At 61.8% G+C, this 16,418-nt stretch carries 10 protein-coding genes and 2 tRNA genes; 3 read left to right on the forward strand and 9 right to left on the reverse strand.

The window, feature by feature from the left end; all coding sequences use genetic code 11:
- The first annotated feature begins 118 nt into the window (after positions 1-118).
- Together ACP7E3_RS11055 and recJ are read left to right on the forward strand one after the other, a co-directional pair.
- The gene (locus ACP7E3_RS11055) at positions 119-661 is read left to right on the forward strand and encodes a YaeQ family protein (protein ID WP_017846127.1); all 543 of its coding nucleotides are present in this window, start codon (positions 119-121) and stop codon (positions 659-661) included.
- Between the two features lie 57 nt (positions 662-718).
- The gene (gene recJ / locus ACP7E3_RS11060; RefSeq protein WP_046382204.1) at positions 719-2,428 is read left to right on the forward strand and encodes a single-stranded-DNA-specific exonuclease RecJ; all 1,710 of its coding nucleotides are present in this window, start codon (positions 719-721) and stop codon (positions 2,426-2,428) included.
- Between the two features lie 107 nt (positions 2,429-2,535).
- Here the strand turns inward: recJ and ACP7E3_RS11065 are convergent, their stop codons facing one another.
- From ACP7E3_RS11065 to ACP7E3_RS11095, 7 genes are all read right to left on the reverse strand, one after another.
- Positions 2,536-3,816, reverse strand: a complete 1,281-nt coding sequence (locus tag ACP7E3_RS11065) for a virulence factor family protein (RefSeq protein WP_046382205.1) — start codon at positions 3,814-3,816, stop codon at positions 2,536-2,538.
- On the reverse strand, positions 3,816-6,458 hold the full coding sequence (gene mprF / locus ACP7E3_RS11070; protein WP_057004564.1) for a bifunctional lysylphosphatidylglycerol flippase/synthetase MprF: 2,643 nt from the start codon (positions 6,456-6,458) through the stop codon (positions 3,816-3,818). The genes ACP7E3_RS11065 and mprF overlap by 1 nt, the downstream gene beginning before the upstream one ends.
- Positions 6,459-6,725: 267 nt before the next feature.
- A tRNA-Met gene (locus ACP7E3_RS11075) sits at positions 6,726-6,802 on the reverse strand.
- A gap of 174 nt (positions 6,803-6,976) precedes the next feature.
- Entirely contained in the window at positions 6,977-8,101 is a 1,125-nt protein-coding gene (locus ACP7E3_RS11080) for an ABC transporter permease (RefSeq protein ID WP_046382207.1), read from the reverse strand.
- A 1-nt stretch (position 8,102) separates the two neighbouring features.
- Complete coding sequence (rbbA, locus tag ACP7E3_RS11085; protein WP_079444617.1) at positions 8,103-10,844, reverse strand: ribosome-associated ATPase/putative transporter RbbA; 2,742 nt, start codon at positions 10,842-10,844, stop codon at positions 8,103-8,105.
- 2 nt (positions 10,845-10,846) lie between these two features.
- Positions 10,847-11,890 carry an HlyD family secretion protein gene (locus ACP7E3_RS11090; protein WP_057004563.1) on the reverse strand — a complete coding sequence of 348 codons (1,044 nt, stop codon included), beginning with the start codon at positions 11,888-11,890 and terminating at the stop codon, positions 10,847-10,849.
- 298 nt (positions 11,891-12,188) lie between these two features.
- Positions 12,189-12,265: transfer RNA gene (locus ACP7E3_RS11095), tRNA-Met, on the reverse strand.
- 281 nt (positions 12,266-12,546) lie between these two features.
- On the opposite strand from ACP7E3_RS11095, the gene dinB reads away from it, so the two are divergent.
- Positions 12,547-13,605: a DNA polymerase IV gene (gene dinB / locus ACP7E3_RS11100; RefSeq protein WP_046382209.1), complete on the forward strand. Its 1,059-nt coding sequence runs from the start codon at positions 12,547-12,549 to the stop codon at positions 13,603-13,605.
- A 69-nt stretch (positions 13,606-13,674) separates the two neighbouring features.
- Here the strand turns inward: dinB and ACP7E3_RS11105 are convergent, their stop codons facing one another.
- Together ACP7E3_RS11105 and ACP7E3_RS11110 are read right to left on the reverse strand one after the other, a co-directional pair.
- The gene (locus ACP7E3_RS11105; protein WP_426123120.1) at positions 13,675-14,628 is read right to left on the reverse strand and encodes a hypothetical protein; all 954 of its coding nucleotides are present in this window, start codon (positions 14,626-14,628) and stop codon (positions 13,675-13,677) included.
- Between the two features lie 20 nt (positions 14,629-14,648).
- Entirely contained in the window at positions 14,649-16,364 is a 1,716-nt protein-coding gene (locus ACP7E3_RS11110) for a proline--tRNA ligase (RefSeq protein ID WP_017846118.1), read from the reverse strand.
- Positions 16,365-16,418: the final 54 nt, after the last annotated feature.

Raw genomic sequence — 16,418 nt, forward strand, 5'->3', positions numbered from 1 at the left:
TAATGCCTTTTAACATAGGCGAGTCGCGCAGGGATAAGGATGATGCAGCGCAGGATTCGTTGAATAGCCCTACCATCGGTTAGACTGCCCGCCTTTCCCTGTCTCTAGAAGCCCGTTCATGGCCCAGCCGTCCACGACCTACAAGTTCGAACTCAACCTCACCGACCTCGATCGCTCGGTGTACGAGAGCGTCAAACAGACCATTGCCCGCCACCCTTCGGAAACCGAAGAGCGCATGACCGTGCGTCTGCTGGCCTACGCCCTTTGGTACAGCGAGCAGCTGTCGTTTGGCCGTGGTCTGTCAGATGTAGACGAGCCAGCCCTGTGGGAAAAAAGTCTGGATGATCGGGTTTTGCACTGGATCGAAGTCGGCCAGCCCGATGCCGACCGCCTGACCTGGTGCTCGCGTCGCGCCGAGCGTACCAGTCTGCTGGCTTACGGCAGCCTGCGCGTGTGGGAAGGCAAGGTGATTCCGGTGGCGAAAACCCTGAAGAACGTCCACATCGCCGCCGTGCCGCAGGAAGTCCTCGAGACCCTGGCCAAGGACATGCCCCGCGTGATCAAGTGGGACGTGATGATCAGCGAAGGCACGATCTTCGTCACCGATGATCGTGGCCAGCATGAAGTGCAACTGCAATGGCTGATCGGCGAGCGCGGTTGAGCTAGCGCTTGTAGCTTGCCGCTAATATTTCCCCTACAGAGAATTTCCCAGCGTCCCATGCGTATCGATCCCCGCCCGTTGCCTGCTGTCCTGCCGTTTCTCGGTGAATTGCCACCGCTGTTGACCCGCCTCTACGCTGCGCGCGGGGTGCGCTCGGAAGCTGAGCTGGACAAGAGCCTGGCGCGGTTGATCCCTTATCAGCAGCTCAAGGGCATCGACGCCGCGGTAGACCTGCTGGTGACGGCCTTGGAGCAACGCCAGCGCATCCTGATCGTCGGCGACTTCGACGCCGATGGCGCCACTGCCAGTACGGTGGGCACCCTGGGCCTGCGCTTGCTCGGTGCGGCCCATGTCGATTACCTGGTGCCCAACCGTTTCGAATACGGCTACGGCCTGACGCCAGAAATCGTCGCCGTAGCCCTGCAGCGCGAGCCGCAGTTGCTGATCACCGTGGATAACGGCATCTCCAGCGTCGAAGGTGTGGCGGCAGCGAAGGCGGCGGGGCTCAAGGTGCTGGTCACCGACCACCACTTGCCGGGGGATGAGTTGCCGGCGGCGGACGCCATCGTCAACCCGAACCAGCCCGGCTGTGAGTTTCCGAGCAAGGCGTTGGCCGGGGTCGGGGTGATCTTTTATGTCTTGATGGCCCTGCGTGCCCGTTTGCGCAGCCTGGGCTGGTACGAGAACACGCAGCAGCCGAACATTGGCGAGTTGCTTGACCTGGTCGCCCTGGGCAGCGTTGCCGACGTGGTGCCGCTGGACGCCAATAACCGCATCCTGGTCCACCAGGGCCTCGAGCGTATCCGTGCCGGTCGCGCGCGGCCGGGGATCAAGGCGATCCTCGAAGTGGCCAAGCGTGACCACGCTCGCCTCACGTCCACCGACCTCGGGTTTATCCTCGGGCCACGGCTCAATGCCGCCGGGCGCCTGGACGATATGAGCCTGGGCATCGAATGCCTGCTCACCACGGATTTCGCCGCTGCACGGGAAATGGCCGCGCAACTGGACGGCATGAACCAGGACCGCAAATCCATCGAACAAGGCATGCAGCGCGAGGCCCTGGCCCAGCTCAAGGACTTGCCGCTGGAGTCGATGCCGTATGGCTTGTGCCTGTTCGACCCGGAGTGGCACCAAGGTGTGATCGGGATCCTGGCGTCGCGCATGAAAGAGCGCTATTTCCGTCCGACCATCGCCTTTGCCGACGCCGGTGATGGCCTGCTCAAGGGCTCAGGCCGCTCGGTGCAGGGCTTTCACATCCGCGATGCGCTGGCGGTGGTGGCGAGCCAGCATCCCAACCTGATCAGCAAATACGGCGGTCACGCCATGGCGGCCGGCCTGACATTGCCCGAGGCGAATTTCCCGTTGTTTGCCCAGGCCTTCGATGCCGAAGTGCGTCGGCAACTGCGCGAAGAAGACTTGACCGGCCGGCTATTGTCCGACGGCACCCTGGCGGTGGAAGAGTTTCACCTGGAGCTGGCGCGCGCGCTGCGGCATGCCGGCCCCTGGGGGCAGCACTTCCCCGAGCCGTTGTTTCACGGGGTGTTTCAGTTGGTCGAGCAGCGTGTGGTGGGGGAGCGGCACCTGAAAGTGGTGCTCAAGAGCGAATGCGGCTCCGTGAAGCTCGATGGCATTGCGTTTGGGGTTGACCGTGAGGTCTGGCCGAACCCGACCGTGCGTTGGGTGGAGTTGGCCTACAAGCTGGATGTGAACGAGTTCCGTGGGCAGGAAACCGTGCAGTTGATGATTGCGCATATCGAGCCGCGCTAGTTCCAACCCCAATGTGGGAGGGGGCTTGCCCCCGATAGCGGTATGACTGACCTATCGCTATCGGGGGCAAGCCCCCTCCCACATTGGGTTTTGCGTACAGCGCGGAATTACTCGGCCTTGGCCTGGTGCTTGACGATGATATCCACCAAACGCTTGGCCAGCGCCGGGTAGTTCTCATCGAAGTGGTGCCCGCCCGGCAGCTTGATCGCTTCGCCGACGGCGGTCTTGTCGGTGCAGCCGCTTTCGTCGACCTCTTCGGCACCGTAGATGCACACCACCTTGGCCGCTGGCAGCTTGGCCATTTCCGGGCCGGTCGCGGCTTCTTTGCCGGCGTTGCCCAGCCAACCTTCCACTTCGATTTCAAAGCTGCCGGTGCGTGCGAACGCCAGCAGGATGATTGCGTCGACGCGCTGCTGCTCGCTTTCCGGCATGCGGTTGTAGATGGCCGGCAACACGTCGGCGCCGAACGAATAGCCGGTCAGTACGAAGCGCTTGGTGCCCCATTTCTGCCGATAGTGCTGCATCAGCTCGCTGAGGTCCTTGGCGCTTTGTTCCGGAGTCTTGTGCTGCCAGTAGTAGCGCAGGGTGTCGATGCCCACGACCGGGTAGCCGATCTTGGCCATTTCACCGGCCACGTCGCGGTCGAGGTCACGCCAGCCGCCGTCACCGGAGAGGAACAGGGTCACGGTGTCCTTGGCCTGGCCTGCCGGGACTTCCACGACTGGAATCGCCAGGCCGCCATTGTCCGAACCGACCAGTTGCTTGCGCAGTTCGTTATTCAGCACTTGTGGGTAGTGAATGTCGTAGTCGCTGATGCTGGTGGTGGCACGCGGGGTGTCGCGCACGAAACTGGCGCTTTCATCGTCAGGGTTGTCGTTCCACGCCACCAGCCAGTTGCCGTGAGCGGCGGTTTTCGGCAACGGGTCTTTGCAGCCTTCCTGCACCAGGGCGAAGCCGACGGAGATGGCATTGGCCTTGTCGTCGTTCTGTGTGGCCAGCCAGCGCCAGGCGAGGGCTGCGCCAGGGCCGATGCCGCTGACCAGCGTCGCAGGGCCCTTGAGCTGGCTCAGGGCGCCTTGCAGTGCCTGTTGCTGCAGTGTGCAGTCATCCTTGGGCAGGATCACCTGCACGATCTGCGCCTTGCCGCCCTGGCTGAGGGCAATCAGTTGGCTGTCGGTCAGGGTCTCGTCAGCCATCACCGCCACGGCCACGCGGGCTTTGGGGGTGCCGGCCGGGGTGACGCGGGTCATCACCGAGCCATCGGCCTGGGGCAGTTGCTCCAGGGTCGGCTGTGGGGCAGGGCGGTTCCAGTACCAATAGCCGCCACCCAGGACCACGGCGAGCAGCACCACAAAGGCTAATACATACCGCCAGGAGCGTCGAATCATCAGCGTTTCACCAATCCAGTCAAGCCGCCTGCGATCAGGGCGGCGGTATCGGCCAGTGCCACCAGCGGATCAAGTCCTGCGGGCACGGCCATGTAACGGGGTTCCCAGTCAGGCTGGAACTTGTCTTTGAAGCGGCGCAAACCTTGGAAGTTATACAGTTGCTCGCCACGGCGGAACACCATCGAGCCCAGGCGTTGGGTCAGCGGCGCGCCACGACGCGGTTGCAGGCCAGACAATGGCACCATGCCGAGGCTGAAGCGAGCATAACCGTGGCTCTTATAGTGTTGAATCAGGCCGACCATCATGAATTCCATGGTCAGCTTGGGCGCATCGGGGTGGGCGCGCATCAGGTCGAGGCTGGCCAGGTCGTGGCTGTAGGTCTCGAGCAGGTTGGCGAAGGCCACCGGGTGCCCTTCGAAGCGAATGATCGCGATGCGAAAGTGCTTGAGGTAGTCGTCGCTGAAGCGTCCCAGGGAAAACCCCTTCTCCCGCACGTTCTTGCCGGTCAGCCAGGCGTCGGAAATAACCTTGAGTTCGTCCATCGGCGCCGTGCCCGGTTCGTGGATCTCCAGGGACAAGCCATCCCGGGTGCCACGGTTCCAGGTGTAGCGCAAATCCTTCATCTCTTTGCCCTTGGCTTCCAGGTCAAAGCGTTTCAGGTCGACGCGGGCTTCTTCGCCCAGCTTGATCGCGGTCAGGCCGATGTCCATGTAGTACGGCAGGTTTTCCGCGCGTACCTGGTAGAACACCGGGCGCGCATGGTGGATGTCGCACAGGTCGCGGAACTGCCAGATCATCTCGGCGCGGGGTTGGGTCGGGCCGATCGGGTCGTACAGGGCTACCAGGCTGCGCCCGCGACGGGCGTACATCAGGAAGGCTTCGTCGTTGGGGTGGAACAGCAGCGCCTTGTCGCCGGTCAGCGCCAGGCCGCCGTCGGGTTGCGATGAGGCCATCAGGATCTTGGTGGCGCGTTCCAGTTCTTCGGCTGTCGGCAGGTGGATCACCGGGCGCGCGGTACGCAGCAGCCAGGTCAGCGACACGATCACCAGCAGCACCGCGGCCCCCAACAGCGAGCGCAGGCCGCGCGGGGCGTTGGCGTCGAGGGTGAACTGCCACCACAGTTGGTGGCTATACGGGACGTCTTGATAGGCAAACAGCAGCAGCCAGATCGAAGCCCCCAGCACGCACACGCTGGCTACCAGATACAGCGGCGAGAACGGCAATTCGGTCAGTCGGCTGGCGCGGTAGAAGGAGCGGCGGAAGATCGCCAGCAGCACGGCGGTCATGGTCATCAGGCTGGCTTCTTCCCAGTCGAAGCCCTTGAGCAGTGAGAGCAGGGCGCCGGTCAGCAGCAGCACCATGGTCAACATCCAGGCCGCCGACAAGCGTCGACGCAGGCCTTGGGCCAGCAACAGACACAACACGCCGATCAGGCTCGCGCCAAAGTGCGAGGCGTCAATCAGGCGGTGGGGAATCAGGAAGCCGATGTTTTCCAGGCGTGAGTCGATCTCCGGCGTGGCGCCGGAAAACAGCAGGACCACGCCGGACAAAAAAACCAGTACGGCCAGCACCGGCGCGGCGAAGCCCGACGCCACGCGCAGGCTCTGCTGGGTCTGGAACAGGCGCTGGGCCTCGTTGACCAGCAGGAACACACAGGCGATCAGCAGCGGCAGCACCACATAGATCATGCGGTACAGCAGCAGGGCGGCGGCCAATGGCGCGGCGCCGAGCTTGTCGGCAAAGGCCGCGAGCAGGATCGCCTCGAACACCCCGACGCCACCCGGCACATGGCTGAGTACGCCAGCGGCCAGCGCCAGCAGGTACACCAGCAGGAACGGGCCGAACGGTGGCGCTTCCGGCAGCAGCATATAAAGGACGGTGGCGGCAGCGGCGACGTCCAGCGCGGTGATGATCAGTTGCAGGAACGTCAGGCGTCGACCGGGCAGGCGCAGGGTGCGGCGGCCGACCTTGACCAGCAGGTTGTCCGCGTAGGGCTGTTCCGGCAGGCGACGGCGATAAATCCCGATGCACAGCGCGGCCGACAACAGCAACACGACGCCGGCAATCGCCCCCAGCAAGCCTTGCGACACATGCAGGGCAGTGGACGCGGCGGGCAAGTTGCTCAAGGTGGCCAAGGCCGCCAGCGGCGGCAGGGCGCAGCCCAGGGAGAGGCTGGCGAACACAGTCATGCGGGCGACTTCCGAAGCCCCGATGCCATGGCGCGCATATAAACGGTAACGCACCGAACCGCCCGAGAGCATCGACAGGCCAATGGCGTTGCCGATGGCAAAGGCGGTAAAGCCGCCGAGGGCGAGGGTCTTGCGGGGCAGTTTCACCCCGGCATAGCGTGCGCCGGAGAACTCATAGCCCAATAGAATGACGAAGCCGGCGATGGCGGCGACGAACGCGCCCAACAACGCCGGTTTGGGTACTTCCAGGATCGAGTCGTGGAGGGCGTAGAGATCCAGTTCCAGCAGCAGGTGTCGGCAGGCGATCAGGGCGATTGCGAACAGCAACAGCGTCACGGCCAGCCCGATGGGTTGCCGATACTTGCTTAACAGATCCAGCCAGCGCAAACGGGTGGGAGTGATCGGTTGTGTCGCTGTGACAGGGTCTTGTGGTTCAGACGAGTTGGCGCGCATCAATCACCTCGTGGATTGTGCGCGACAGGATGGGGGTATCCAGCCAAGTTACCAATCCCTATGGACAAAATAATTACAAATATTAACGCGGATCACCGGATGCGGCGACTGCGGCCATTGGTCGTAGAAGGATCAAGCATAGCGTGCGATGAAATGGACTCCACGAAACGTCTAGGGTTTCATGAAAGATGCCATGTCATTGTTTCAGAAGAACTTTTTTGTCAGATACAAAAAAGGCCACTCTTTCGAGTAGCCTTTTTTGATGTTTGGTTGCGGGAGCCGGATTTGAACCGACGACCTTCGGGTTATGAGCCCGACGAGCTACCAGACTGCTCCATCCCGCGTCTGTGGCCGGCATTCTACAGCCCAGCGGCGGAGTGTCAACCGTTAATGGTCCGTTGGGTCAAATAAGTGCAAATTGGCCGTTGAATCTCAACGAAATGCGCTAAGTGCGCGCTCGGGCAAGGTTTTTTGTCGGACAATCGTCCACGCCTGACGCGGGCAGGCGCAAAAAAGCCTTAGCGCAAGGTCGCAACAGACTGGCGGAACAGCAGCAAACTCATCGCGATAAATGTCACGCCCATCACCAGGACCGTCACGAACTCTTTCCACACGATATCGAGGCCCGCGCCTCGATACACGATCGCCTGCATGAAGCTCACATAGTGCCGCGACGGGAAAAACCACGTCACGTACTGGACCCATTGCGGCTGGCTCTCGATGGGCGACATGCCGCCCGACAGCATCATCATCGGCATGACGGCCATCATCATCAGCAGGGCAAATTGCGCCATGGTGCGGGCGAGGGTGCCAAGAAAGATGCCGATCGCTGCCGTGGCGAAGATATAGATGAGGGTGCCGAGCAGCAGCACACCGCGCGAGCCGGCAATCGGAACGTCGAGAAGGCCCTCGACCACGAACAACAGGGAACAGATGAAGCCGATGAAGATCACCAGTCCGCTCGACCACACTTTGGCGAGCGCTATCTCGAAGGCCGTCAACGGCATCACCAGCAGGTGCTCGATCGTGCCGTGCTCGCGCTCGCGCAAGAGCGCCGCGCCGGTCAGGATAATGATCAGCATCGACAACTGATCGGCAAGGCCGACGATCGCGCGGAACCAGGATTGTGTGCCGTTGGCATTGAAGGCGCGGCGCACGACGAGATCGGAGGGCAGCCCGGTGGTTTGCTGCGCCTCCTGTCGGTAGCGCGTGACTTCGTCGGTCACCATGTTCTGGATATAGCCCGACCCCAGGGACGCCTGCTGGACTGCGGTGGCGTCTGCGTTGACCTGGACTTCGATATCGCGGCCCTTTCGCACATCCGCTTCAAAGTGCGGAGGAATCACGATGACGAGGGTGTAAAGGCCGTTGTCCATGCCGCGATCGATGTCGGCGGCGCTGATCATCTTGGCTGCCTGGAAGTACGGCGGATAGAACAGTCCGGCAATCGATCGCGACAGGCTGGAGTGGTCCTCGTCGACGATCGCCACGGAGGCATTGTTGACGGTCTCGCCGGCTCCGGTCGACTGCATATAAATGCTGAGGCCGAAGGAATAGATGATGAAGAGGATCATCATCAGGTCCTTCGAGAGGGTGCGCAGATCTTTGACGCCGAGCCAGAAAATGTTGGAGAGACTCTGCATCTTATTTCTCCTGTTTGCGCAGGAGCAGCGCGGACAGCAATAAGAAGGCCGGGCAAAACAGGCTCAGCGCGAGCAGGTCGGTCACCATGTCGGTGAAGCCAAGCCCCTTGGTAAACGCACCGACACTCATGTGCATGTAATAGCTCGTCGGCCAGAGGTACCCCATGAGGCGCGCGCCGCCCTCCAGCGTCGAGACGGGCTGCATCATGCCGGAGAACTGCATGGTCGGCAGCATCGACAGCACCGCTCCGGCGAACACCGCTGCGACCTGGCTTGAGGTGAACGTCGAGATGAACAGCCCGTAGCCGGTGGCCGCCGCCACATAGAACAGCGCGCCCAGGGTCAGCGTGAGGCCGTCGCCCTTGAGCGGAACATCGAAGAGGAACCGCACGGTCACGGTCATGATGAAGAAATTGATCATGCCGACGCCAATGTAGGGCAGTTGTTTGCCGATCAGGAACTCCAGGCGCGTCGTGGGCGTGGCGTAGAAGTTCGTGATCGTGCCGATCTCCTTTTCACGGGCAACGCTGACGGCTGTGAGAATGGCGAGAAACATCATGAGCAACATCGCCGGCACGGCCGGCCCGATTGCATAAATGCTCTCGGCCGTCGGGTTGTAACGGTTGCGGATCACGATGCTGGTCGTCGGTTTCTTGCTCGCTACGTCGCTGGACTGGCGCTTTCTCTCTTCGGCGAAGAGGTTGTGCGCCGACTCGACGTAACCCTCGATGGTGGCGGCACGCGAGGTGTTGGCGCCGTCGATCCAGGCCGATACCTGCCAATCCGAGTCGCGCTTTACCAGGCGCCCGAAGCCAGGTGGGATTTCGATGGCCAGCGTGATGTCGTTCGACTTCAGGCGCCTTTGCATTTCGTCGACACTGTGGATCGGCGTCTTTTCGGTGAAATATCGGGAGCTCGAGTAGTTGGCGAGATAGGCTCTGCTCTCCGGCGTGTCGTCGTGGTCGAACGCCGCATAGGTGAGGTTGGTCACATCGCTGGAGACGCCGAAGCCGAAGATCAACAGCATGATGAAGGAGCCGAGGAAGGCGAAGGCGAGCCGCACCGGATCGCGCATAAGCGACAACGTCTCGCACTTGGTAAAGGCCAGGAGGCGGCGCAGCGGCATGAAGGTCGAGCGGCTGGGCGACAACGCCGCTGCATCGCGCTGGGTCTGCGCCTCGGCATCCGCCACGGAGGGCGCGGGCGCAGCGGGCTCGGCATCCTCGATATAGGCGATGAACGCCTCTTCGAGATTCGCGCTGCCCTTGGCGGTAATGACGTTTTGCGGTGTGTCGCAGACGAGGACGCGACCTGCGTGCATCAATGAGATGCGGTCGCAGCGCATGGCTTCGCTCATGAAATGCGTGGAGACGAAGATCGTGACATTGCGGGTTCGCGAGAGATCGCCGAGCAAACGCCAGAATTCATCGCGTGCCAGCGGATCGACGCCCGAGGTCGGCTCGTCAAGGATCAGCAACTCGGGGTCGTGAACGATCCCCACGGCCAGCGAAAGGCGCTGTCGCACGCCGAGCGGCAGCGAGTTCGCTTCGGTGTCGGCATAGTCGACAAGGCCGACATCGACCATGAGCTGGGCGATACGCGCGTTAGCGTGGTCCGCGGCCAGATGAAAAAGGCGTGCATGAAGACGCAGGTTTTGCCGCACGGTGAGTTCGCCATAGAGCGAGAACGATTGCGACATGAAGCCGACGCGCTGGCGGACCGACAGGTCGTTGGCATCGACAGGTTTGCCGCAGACCTCGGCCTCTCCCTCGCTTGGCGCCAGGAGTCCGGTCAGCATCTTCATGGTGGTGGTCTTGCCGCTGCCGTTCGAGCCGAGGAAGCCGAAGATTTCTCCGCGCTCGATGGCGAAGCTGACGTTATCGACCGCGGTGAAACTGCCGAAACGGCGTGTCAGATTCCTCGCGACAATGACCGGCGCCTCGCTGCCTGGTTGGCGCGGCGGAATGACGAAGCGCTGCGCCGTCGATTTGTGCCCCGGCTGCAGGGCGGCAAACACCGCTTCGATGTCTTGTTGGCCGGTCTTCTCGCGCAGCTCATCCGCGGTGCCGCAGGCAAGCACGCGGGCGTGATCCATTGCGATGAGCCAATCGCATTGGCCGGCCTCGTCCATATAGGCGGTGGAAATGACGACACTCATCGTCGGTCGCTCGCGCCGCAGTTCGCTGATCAGGTCCCAGAACTGTCGACGCGACAACGGATCGACGCCGGTCGTCGGCTCATCGAGAATGAGCAGGTCGGGGTCGTGAATGAGCGCGCAGCACAGGCCGAGCTTTTGCTTCATGCCGCCCGACAGCTTTCCGGCCGGCCGCTCGAGAAACGCGAGTAAGCCTATCGCCGCCGCCAGGCGCCGGGTGCGTGCGTCACGTTCCGATGCGGACAGGCCGAAGAGGGTGGCGAAGAAGGCCAGGTTTTCGCGGACGCTGATCTCCTGATAGAGGTTTTTGCCGAGCCCTTGCGGCATATAGGCAATGCGTGTGCAGACGGAGCGGCGGTGCCGGGCATTGCTCATGCTGCCGCCGAGGACCTCGACCGATCCGGTCTGCATCTTCCGCGCACCGGCGATCAGGCCGAGCAACGTGGACTTGCCGGCGGCGTCAGGGCCGATGATGCCCGTCATCTGGCCGCTCGGCAGTGCGAGCGAGACATTGTCGAGCGCTAGAACCTTGCCATAGACATGGCTCGCGTTGGAAACCTCGGCAATCAGCGCTGCGCGAGTCTCCATTATCAATCCTCAGCGTCGACAGGATCGGCCTGAATGCGCTTTTGCAGGGTGTCCGGCCAATTGGGCGGGTTCGGATCGAGGCGCACATAGCCGATGCCGCGGGTGCCCGTTTTCACTTGGTTGAGGTGGCGCGCGATGAGGCTCGGCGGGATGCGCAGCTTGACCCGGAACATAAGCTTGTCGCGTTCGCTGCGCGTCTCGACCTGCTTGGGGGTGAACTGCGCGTCCGGCGACACGAAACTCACTTTGGCCGGCACGGCGAAGTCGGCACCGTCGAACACAATTCGCGCGGCCGACCCGATCGTTACGCGCATGGCCTGTTCGGAGGGGAGATAAATCTCCATGTAGATTTCGGACAGGTCGATGATCGTCAGCACCTTTCCGCCCGCCGAAACGACTTCCCCGGGGTTGACGAGACGATACAGAACACGCCCCTGCACGGGCGCCACAAGAATGGTGTCGGCGATCTGGGCGTCGGTCTGATTAACCAGGGCTTGTGCGGCCACCACCGAACGCTCGCGCGCGGTCACGGTCCGCTGCGCGGCGTCGAGAACGGCGCGCGCAGAATCGCGTTCGCCCTGCGCCTCATCGCGGTTGTCCTCACTGATCGCCCCGGTGACGATCAGCTTGAGGGCGCGGCGCAGCTTTGCTTCCTTGAGGGTCAGTTCTGCCTGCCGTTGCACGACAGTCGCCTTTGCCTCGAGCATCGAGGCCTCCTCGGAAGCCACGTCGGCGGCATATTTGGCGCGTTGCGCTTGCAACTCCGTGGTATCGAGGCGGGCGAGCACCTGGCCTTCGGCGACGAGGTCGCCTTCCCGGGCCAGCACCTCGCGCACGCGTCCGGCCAGCTTCGCGGCGATGTCGATTTGGTCGGATTCGATGCGGCCGTTCCCGGAGACAATGCCCTCGGGCAACTTGCCTTGCTGGCTTTGCCACCAGTACCAGGCGCCACCGGCGCCGGCTGCCAAGACGATGACAAGGATCAGAACAATCCTTGTGACACGCCGCCAAGACCACTTTGCATCGTTACTCGGGATGGCCGTCATGATCCGATCCTTGAGTGGGGAGGCGTGAAGATCGATTGAGGCGTACACCAGCACCTGTCAGGCCGCGAGACGCAAACGCGAGCGCGTTATTTCATCCGTGGCGGCAGGTGAATTCCGATGCTTGCCCATCCGGGTAAACGTTACCAACCAAGGGCTGTACATAACGTTGATTTTTATCAAGCAATCGAGCCGAAACCGGGCGCGGCCATCGCCCTCAGTCTCAGTCATTAAAATCAGCACAAACGAAAACACCGCCGCGACGGTGAGGTCGTGGCGGTGTTTGACGTGTACTTAAAACTGGTTGCGGGAGCCGGATTTGAACCGACGACCTTCGGGTTATGAGCCCGACGAGCTACCAGACTGCTCCATCCCGCGTCTGTGTGTCGGCATTCTACAGCGCAACGCAGGGGTGTCAACCTATGAATCGAAGAAAAGCGCTTGTGCTTCAATCGGTTAGCTCTCCATCACAGCCAGGTTGAGCCTTCGGGGCCAGTCTGGCCGAGGGTTTCAGCTCTATTGGCAGGTTAAATTCGATTGAGAAAATAAATTCATCTGAGAATTTTCCTACCGCTCAAGCGGAAGATTCAAACTACTGGTGCTATATACAGGGGTGAGTGCGATACTGCCCATCCGTTGGATTGCTCCCCTTCTTATATATGACGCAGCGCAAAATCATCCACGTCGACTGTGATTGCTTCTACGCCGCCATCGAGATGCGCGATGACCCGAGCCTGGCGCAAAAACCGCTGGCCGTCGGCGGCTCGGCGGATCGGCGCGGGGTGATCGCAACCTGCAACTACGAAGCGCGGGCCTATGGGGTGCGTTCGGCGATGTCATCACGCCATGCCTTGAAGCTCTGCCCCGACCTGACCATCGTCAAGCCGCGCATGGATGCCTATAAGGAAGCGTCGAAGGAAATCCACGGCATCTTTCGCGACTATACCGACCTGATCGAGCCGCTTTCCCTGGATGAGGCTTACCTGGACGTCTCCGACAGCCCGCATTTTGGCGGCAGCGCCACGCGTATTGCCCAGGACATCCGCCGCCGGGTCTCGAATCAATTGCATATCACCGTGTCCGCCGGTGTGGCGCCCAACAAGTTTCTGGCCAAGATCGCCAGTGATTGGAAGAAACCCAACGGCCTGTTTGTGATCACCCCGGACCAGGTCGAAGACTTTGTGTCGATATTGCCGGTGAAAAAGCTGCATGGCGTGGGCAAGGTGACCGCCGACAAGCTGGCGCGCCTGGGGATCGAAGACTGCCTGCAGTTGCGCGAATGGAACAAGCTGGCGCTGGTGCGCGAATTCGGCAGTTTTGGCGAGCGACTGTGGAGCCTGGCGCGTGGGATAGATGAGCGCGAGGTGCAGAACGACAGTCGTCGGCAATCGATCAGTGTGGAAAATACCTACGATGTGGACCTGCCAGATCTTTCAAGTTGCCTGGCGAAACTGCCTGAACTGATGGAAACCCTGGCTGGACGCATCGCGCGCATCGACAGCAGTTACCGCGCGGGGAAGCCGTTCGTGAAGGTGAAGTTTCATGACTTTACCCAGACGACCCTGGAGCAGGCGGGGGCAGGGCGGGACCTGGAGAGTTATCAACAGCTGATGACCCAGGCGTTCAATCGCGGTGGCAAGCCGGTGCGGTTGCTGGGGATTGGGGTGCGGTTGCTCGACCTGAGCAGTGGCAATGAACAACTCGAACTCTCCTGGTAGAACCCGGAAACCAAATGTGGGAGGGGGCAAGCCCCCTCCCACATTTAGATCTACAGCGTTTTCGAGGGCTCAGCGTGCGCCAGGATCCGCGACGAGTCGCCCCGCGTCCTTGGTCAGCGCTTGCAGGAATTCCTGCTGCAACTCCGGATCATTGTGGGTCAGTTCGATCAGGCTCTGCTCCAGTTCGCTGGCTTCTTCCTCCAGGCCCAGCTCCGACAGGCGCTTGACCCGGTGGACCCACTGGCTGACTTCGTCGTCTTCCAGGTCGTCGTAGATCAGGCCGTGGGCTTCGAGCAACTTGCCGCGCAGTGTGTGGCTCACCGCCAGGGTCGAGTCCGAATGTACGTCGTCCTGGCTATCTTCCACGCTGATCTTCAAGGTGCTGATGCGGTTCAGATCCTGCTCGGCAAACGGGCTGTCCAACAGGTTCAGGCGCAGTACGCCGTTGCGGTCGGTGGTCATTTCATACACTTGCCTGCCGGCGGTGACCTGCACCGGGCGTTCGCTCCAGGGCAGGCTCGAATACTCCACGCGCTTGTCGCGCTGGACTTCATCGATACCCGCCAGGTTCTGTTGCGCACGCCCGTGGGATTGCACGTTCATGAACGGGTTGATGCCGTCGATGCCGTAGCTCAGCCAATCGTGGGTCATGCTGGTCGGCAGGTTGCCGAGGGCGAAGATATTCGCCACGTTGGCGCCCGCGCCGGCCACCAAAGCGACCGCGCCCAGCGGCATCTCATAGAGTTTGCGCCAGGGTTGGTAGGGGGTGTAGCGGTCGTAACGACGGGTGACTTCGAATTCGGTGACCTCGAAGGTCTTCTGCTCGTGAATGCGAACCCGACGTTGCGGCAGCTCCAGCACTTTGGGTTCGCCTACATCGATCTGCAGGCTGTGGTCGAGCAACTTACGCTCGACCCGCTCCTCGTGCTCACTGCGTTGCGACATCTGGTTGGCGCAGCCGCTGACCAGCAGGGCGCCGCACAAGGCGGCGCCCCCCAGGGCTCTGGTGTTTCGCTTGAACATGACTTCTCTTGATCTGGTTTTCAGCGACGAATACGCGCCTGAAGGAAAGACAGCACGTCAGCCACCGGCAACGGTTGGGCTTCGGCTTCGGTCCGGCTCTTGTATTCCAGATTGCCATCGGCCAGGCCACGGTCACTGACCACGATCCGGTGCGGGATGCCAATCAGCTCCATGTCGGCGAACTTGATGCCCGGGCTGGTTTTCTTGTCGCGGTCGTCCAGCAACACTTCGAAACCGGCGGCCGTCAGTTCGGCGTACAGTTTGTCGGTGGCTTCACGGACTTGCTCGGTTTCATAGCGCAGCGGCACCAGGGCCACCTGGAACGGCGCCAGGGCGTCACTCCAGATAATGCCTTTTTCGTCGTTGTTCTGCTCGATGGCAGCGGCAACCACGCGCGATACGCCAATGCCGTAGCAACCCATTTCGAGGGTGATCGGCTTGCCGTTTTCGCCCAGCACTTCGCACTTCATCGCCTTGCTGTACTTGTTGCCCAGCTGGAAGATGTGCCCGACTTCAATGCCGCGCTTGATTTCCAGGGTGCCCTTGCCATCCGGGCTCGGGTCGCCGGCGACCACGTTACGCAGGTCGGCCACGGTCGGCACCGGCAAGTCGCGTTCCCAGTTCACGCCGAAGTAGTGCTTGTCGTCGATGTTCGCGCCGATACCGAAGTCGCTCATCAGCTCGACCGAGCGGTCGATGATGATCGGCAGCGGCAGGTTCAGTGGGCCCAAGGAGCCGGCACCGGCGCCAATGGCGTCGCGCAGTTCGGCATCGGAGGCCATGACCAGCGGGCTGGCCACGCCCGGTTGCTGGGCGGCCTTGATTTCGTTGAGCTCGTGGTCGCCACGGATCACCAGGGCGATCAGCTTGCCGGCTTCCTCGGCGTGAACGATCAGGGTCTTGATGGTCTTTTCAATCGGCAGATTGAATTTTTCCACCAGGGCCGCGATGGTCTTGGTGTCCGGGGTGTCCACCAGGCGCAGTTCTTCAGCCGGGGCTGGACGGGCGGTTTCCCGTGGCACGGCTTCGGCTTTCTCGATGTTCGCCGCGTAGTCGGAACCGTTGCTGAACACGATATCGTCTTCGCCGGACTCGGCCAGTACGTGGAACTCGTGGGAGCCGGCGCCGCCGATGGAGCCGTTGTCCGCTTCAACCGGGCGGAATTTCAGGCCCAGGCGCGTGAACACGTTGCAGTAGGCGGTGTGCATGCGGTCATAGGTGACCTGCAAGGACGCCTGGTCGGCGTGGAACGAATACGCGTCCTTCATGATGAACTCGCGGCCGCGCATCAGGCCGAAGCGTGGGCGGATCTCATCACGGAACTTGGTCTGGATCTGATACAGGTTGAGGGGCAGCTGTTTATAGCTGCTCAACTCGTTGCGCATCAGGTCGGTGATCACTTCTTCATGGGTCGGGCCAGCGCAGAAGTCGCGGCCATGACGGTCCTTGAAGCGCAGCAATTCAGGGCCGTACTCTTCCCAGCGCCCGGATTCCTGCCACAGCTCGGCCGGTTGGGTGCTCGGCATCAACACTTCCAGAGAACCGGCAGCGTTCATTTCTTCGCGAACGATGGCTTCGACCTTGCGCATCACCTTCAGGCCCATGGGCAGCCAGGTGTACAGGCCAGAAGCCAGCTTGCGGATCATACCGGCGCGCAGCATCAGCTGATGGCTGATCACAACCGCGTCGGAAGGCGTTTCTTTCAGTGTGGCGAGCAAATATTGACTGGTACGCATGGTAGGCCGTTGTCGGTTGCTTGGACTTGAAGTGACTTGGGATTGTACGGGCGC

It is taken from the genome of Pseudomonas sp. PSPC2-3 (genome assembly GCF_049898265.1).
GTDB lineage: Bacteria > Pseudomonadota > Gammaproteobacteria > Pseudomonadales > Pseudomonadaceae > Aquipseudomonas > Aquipseudomonas veronii.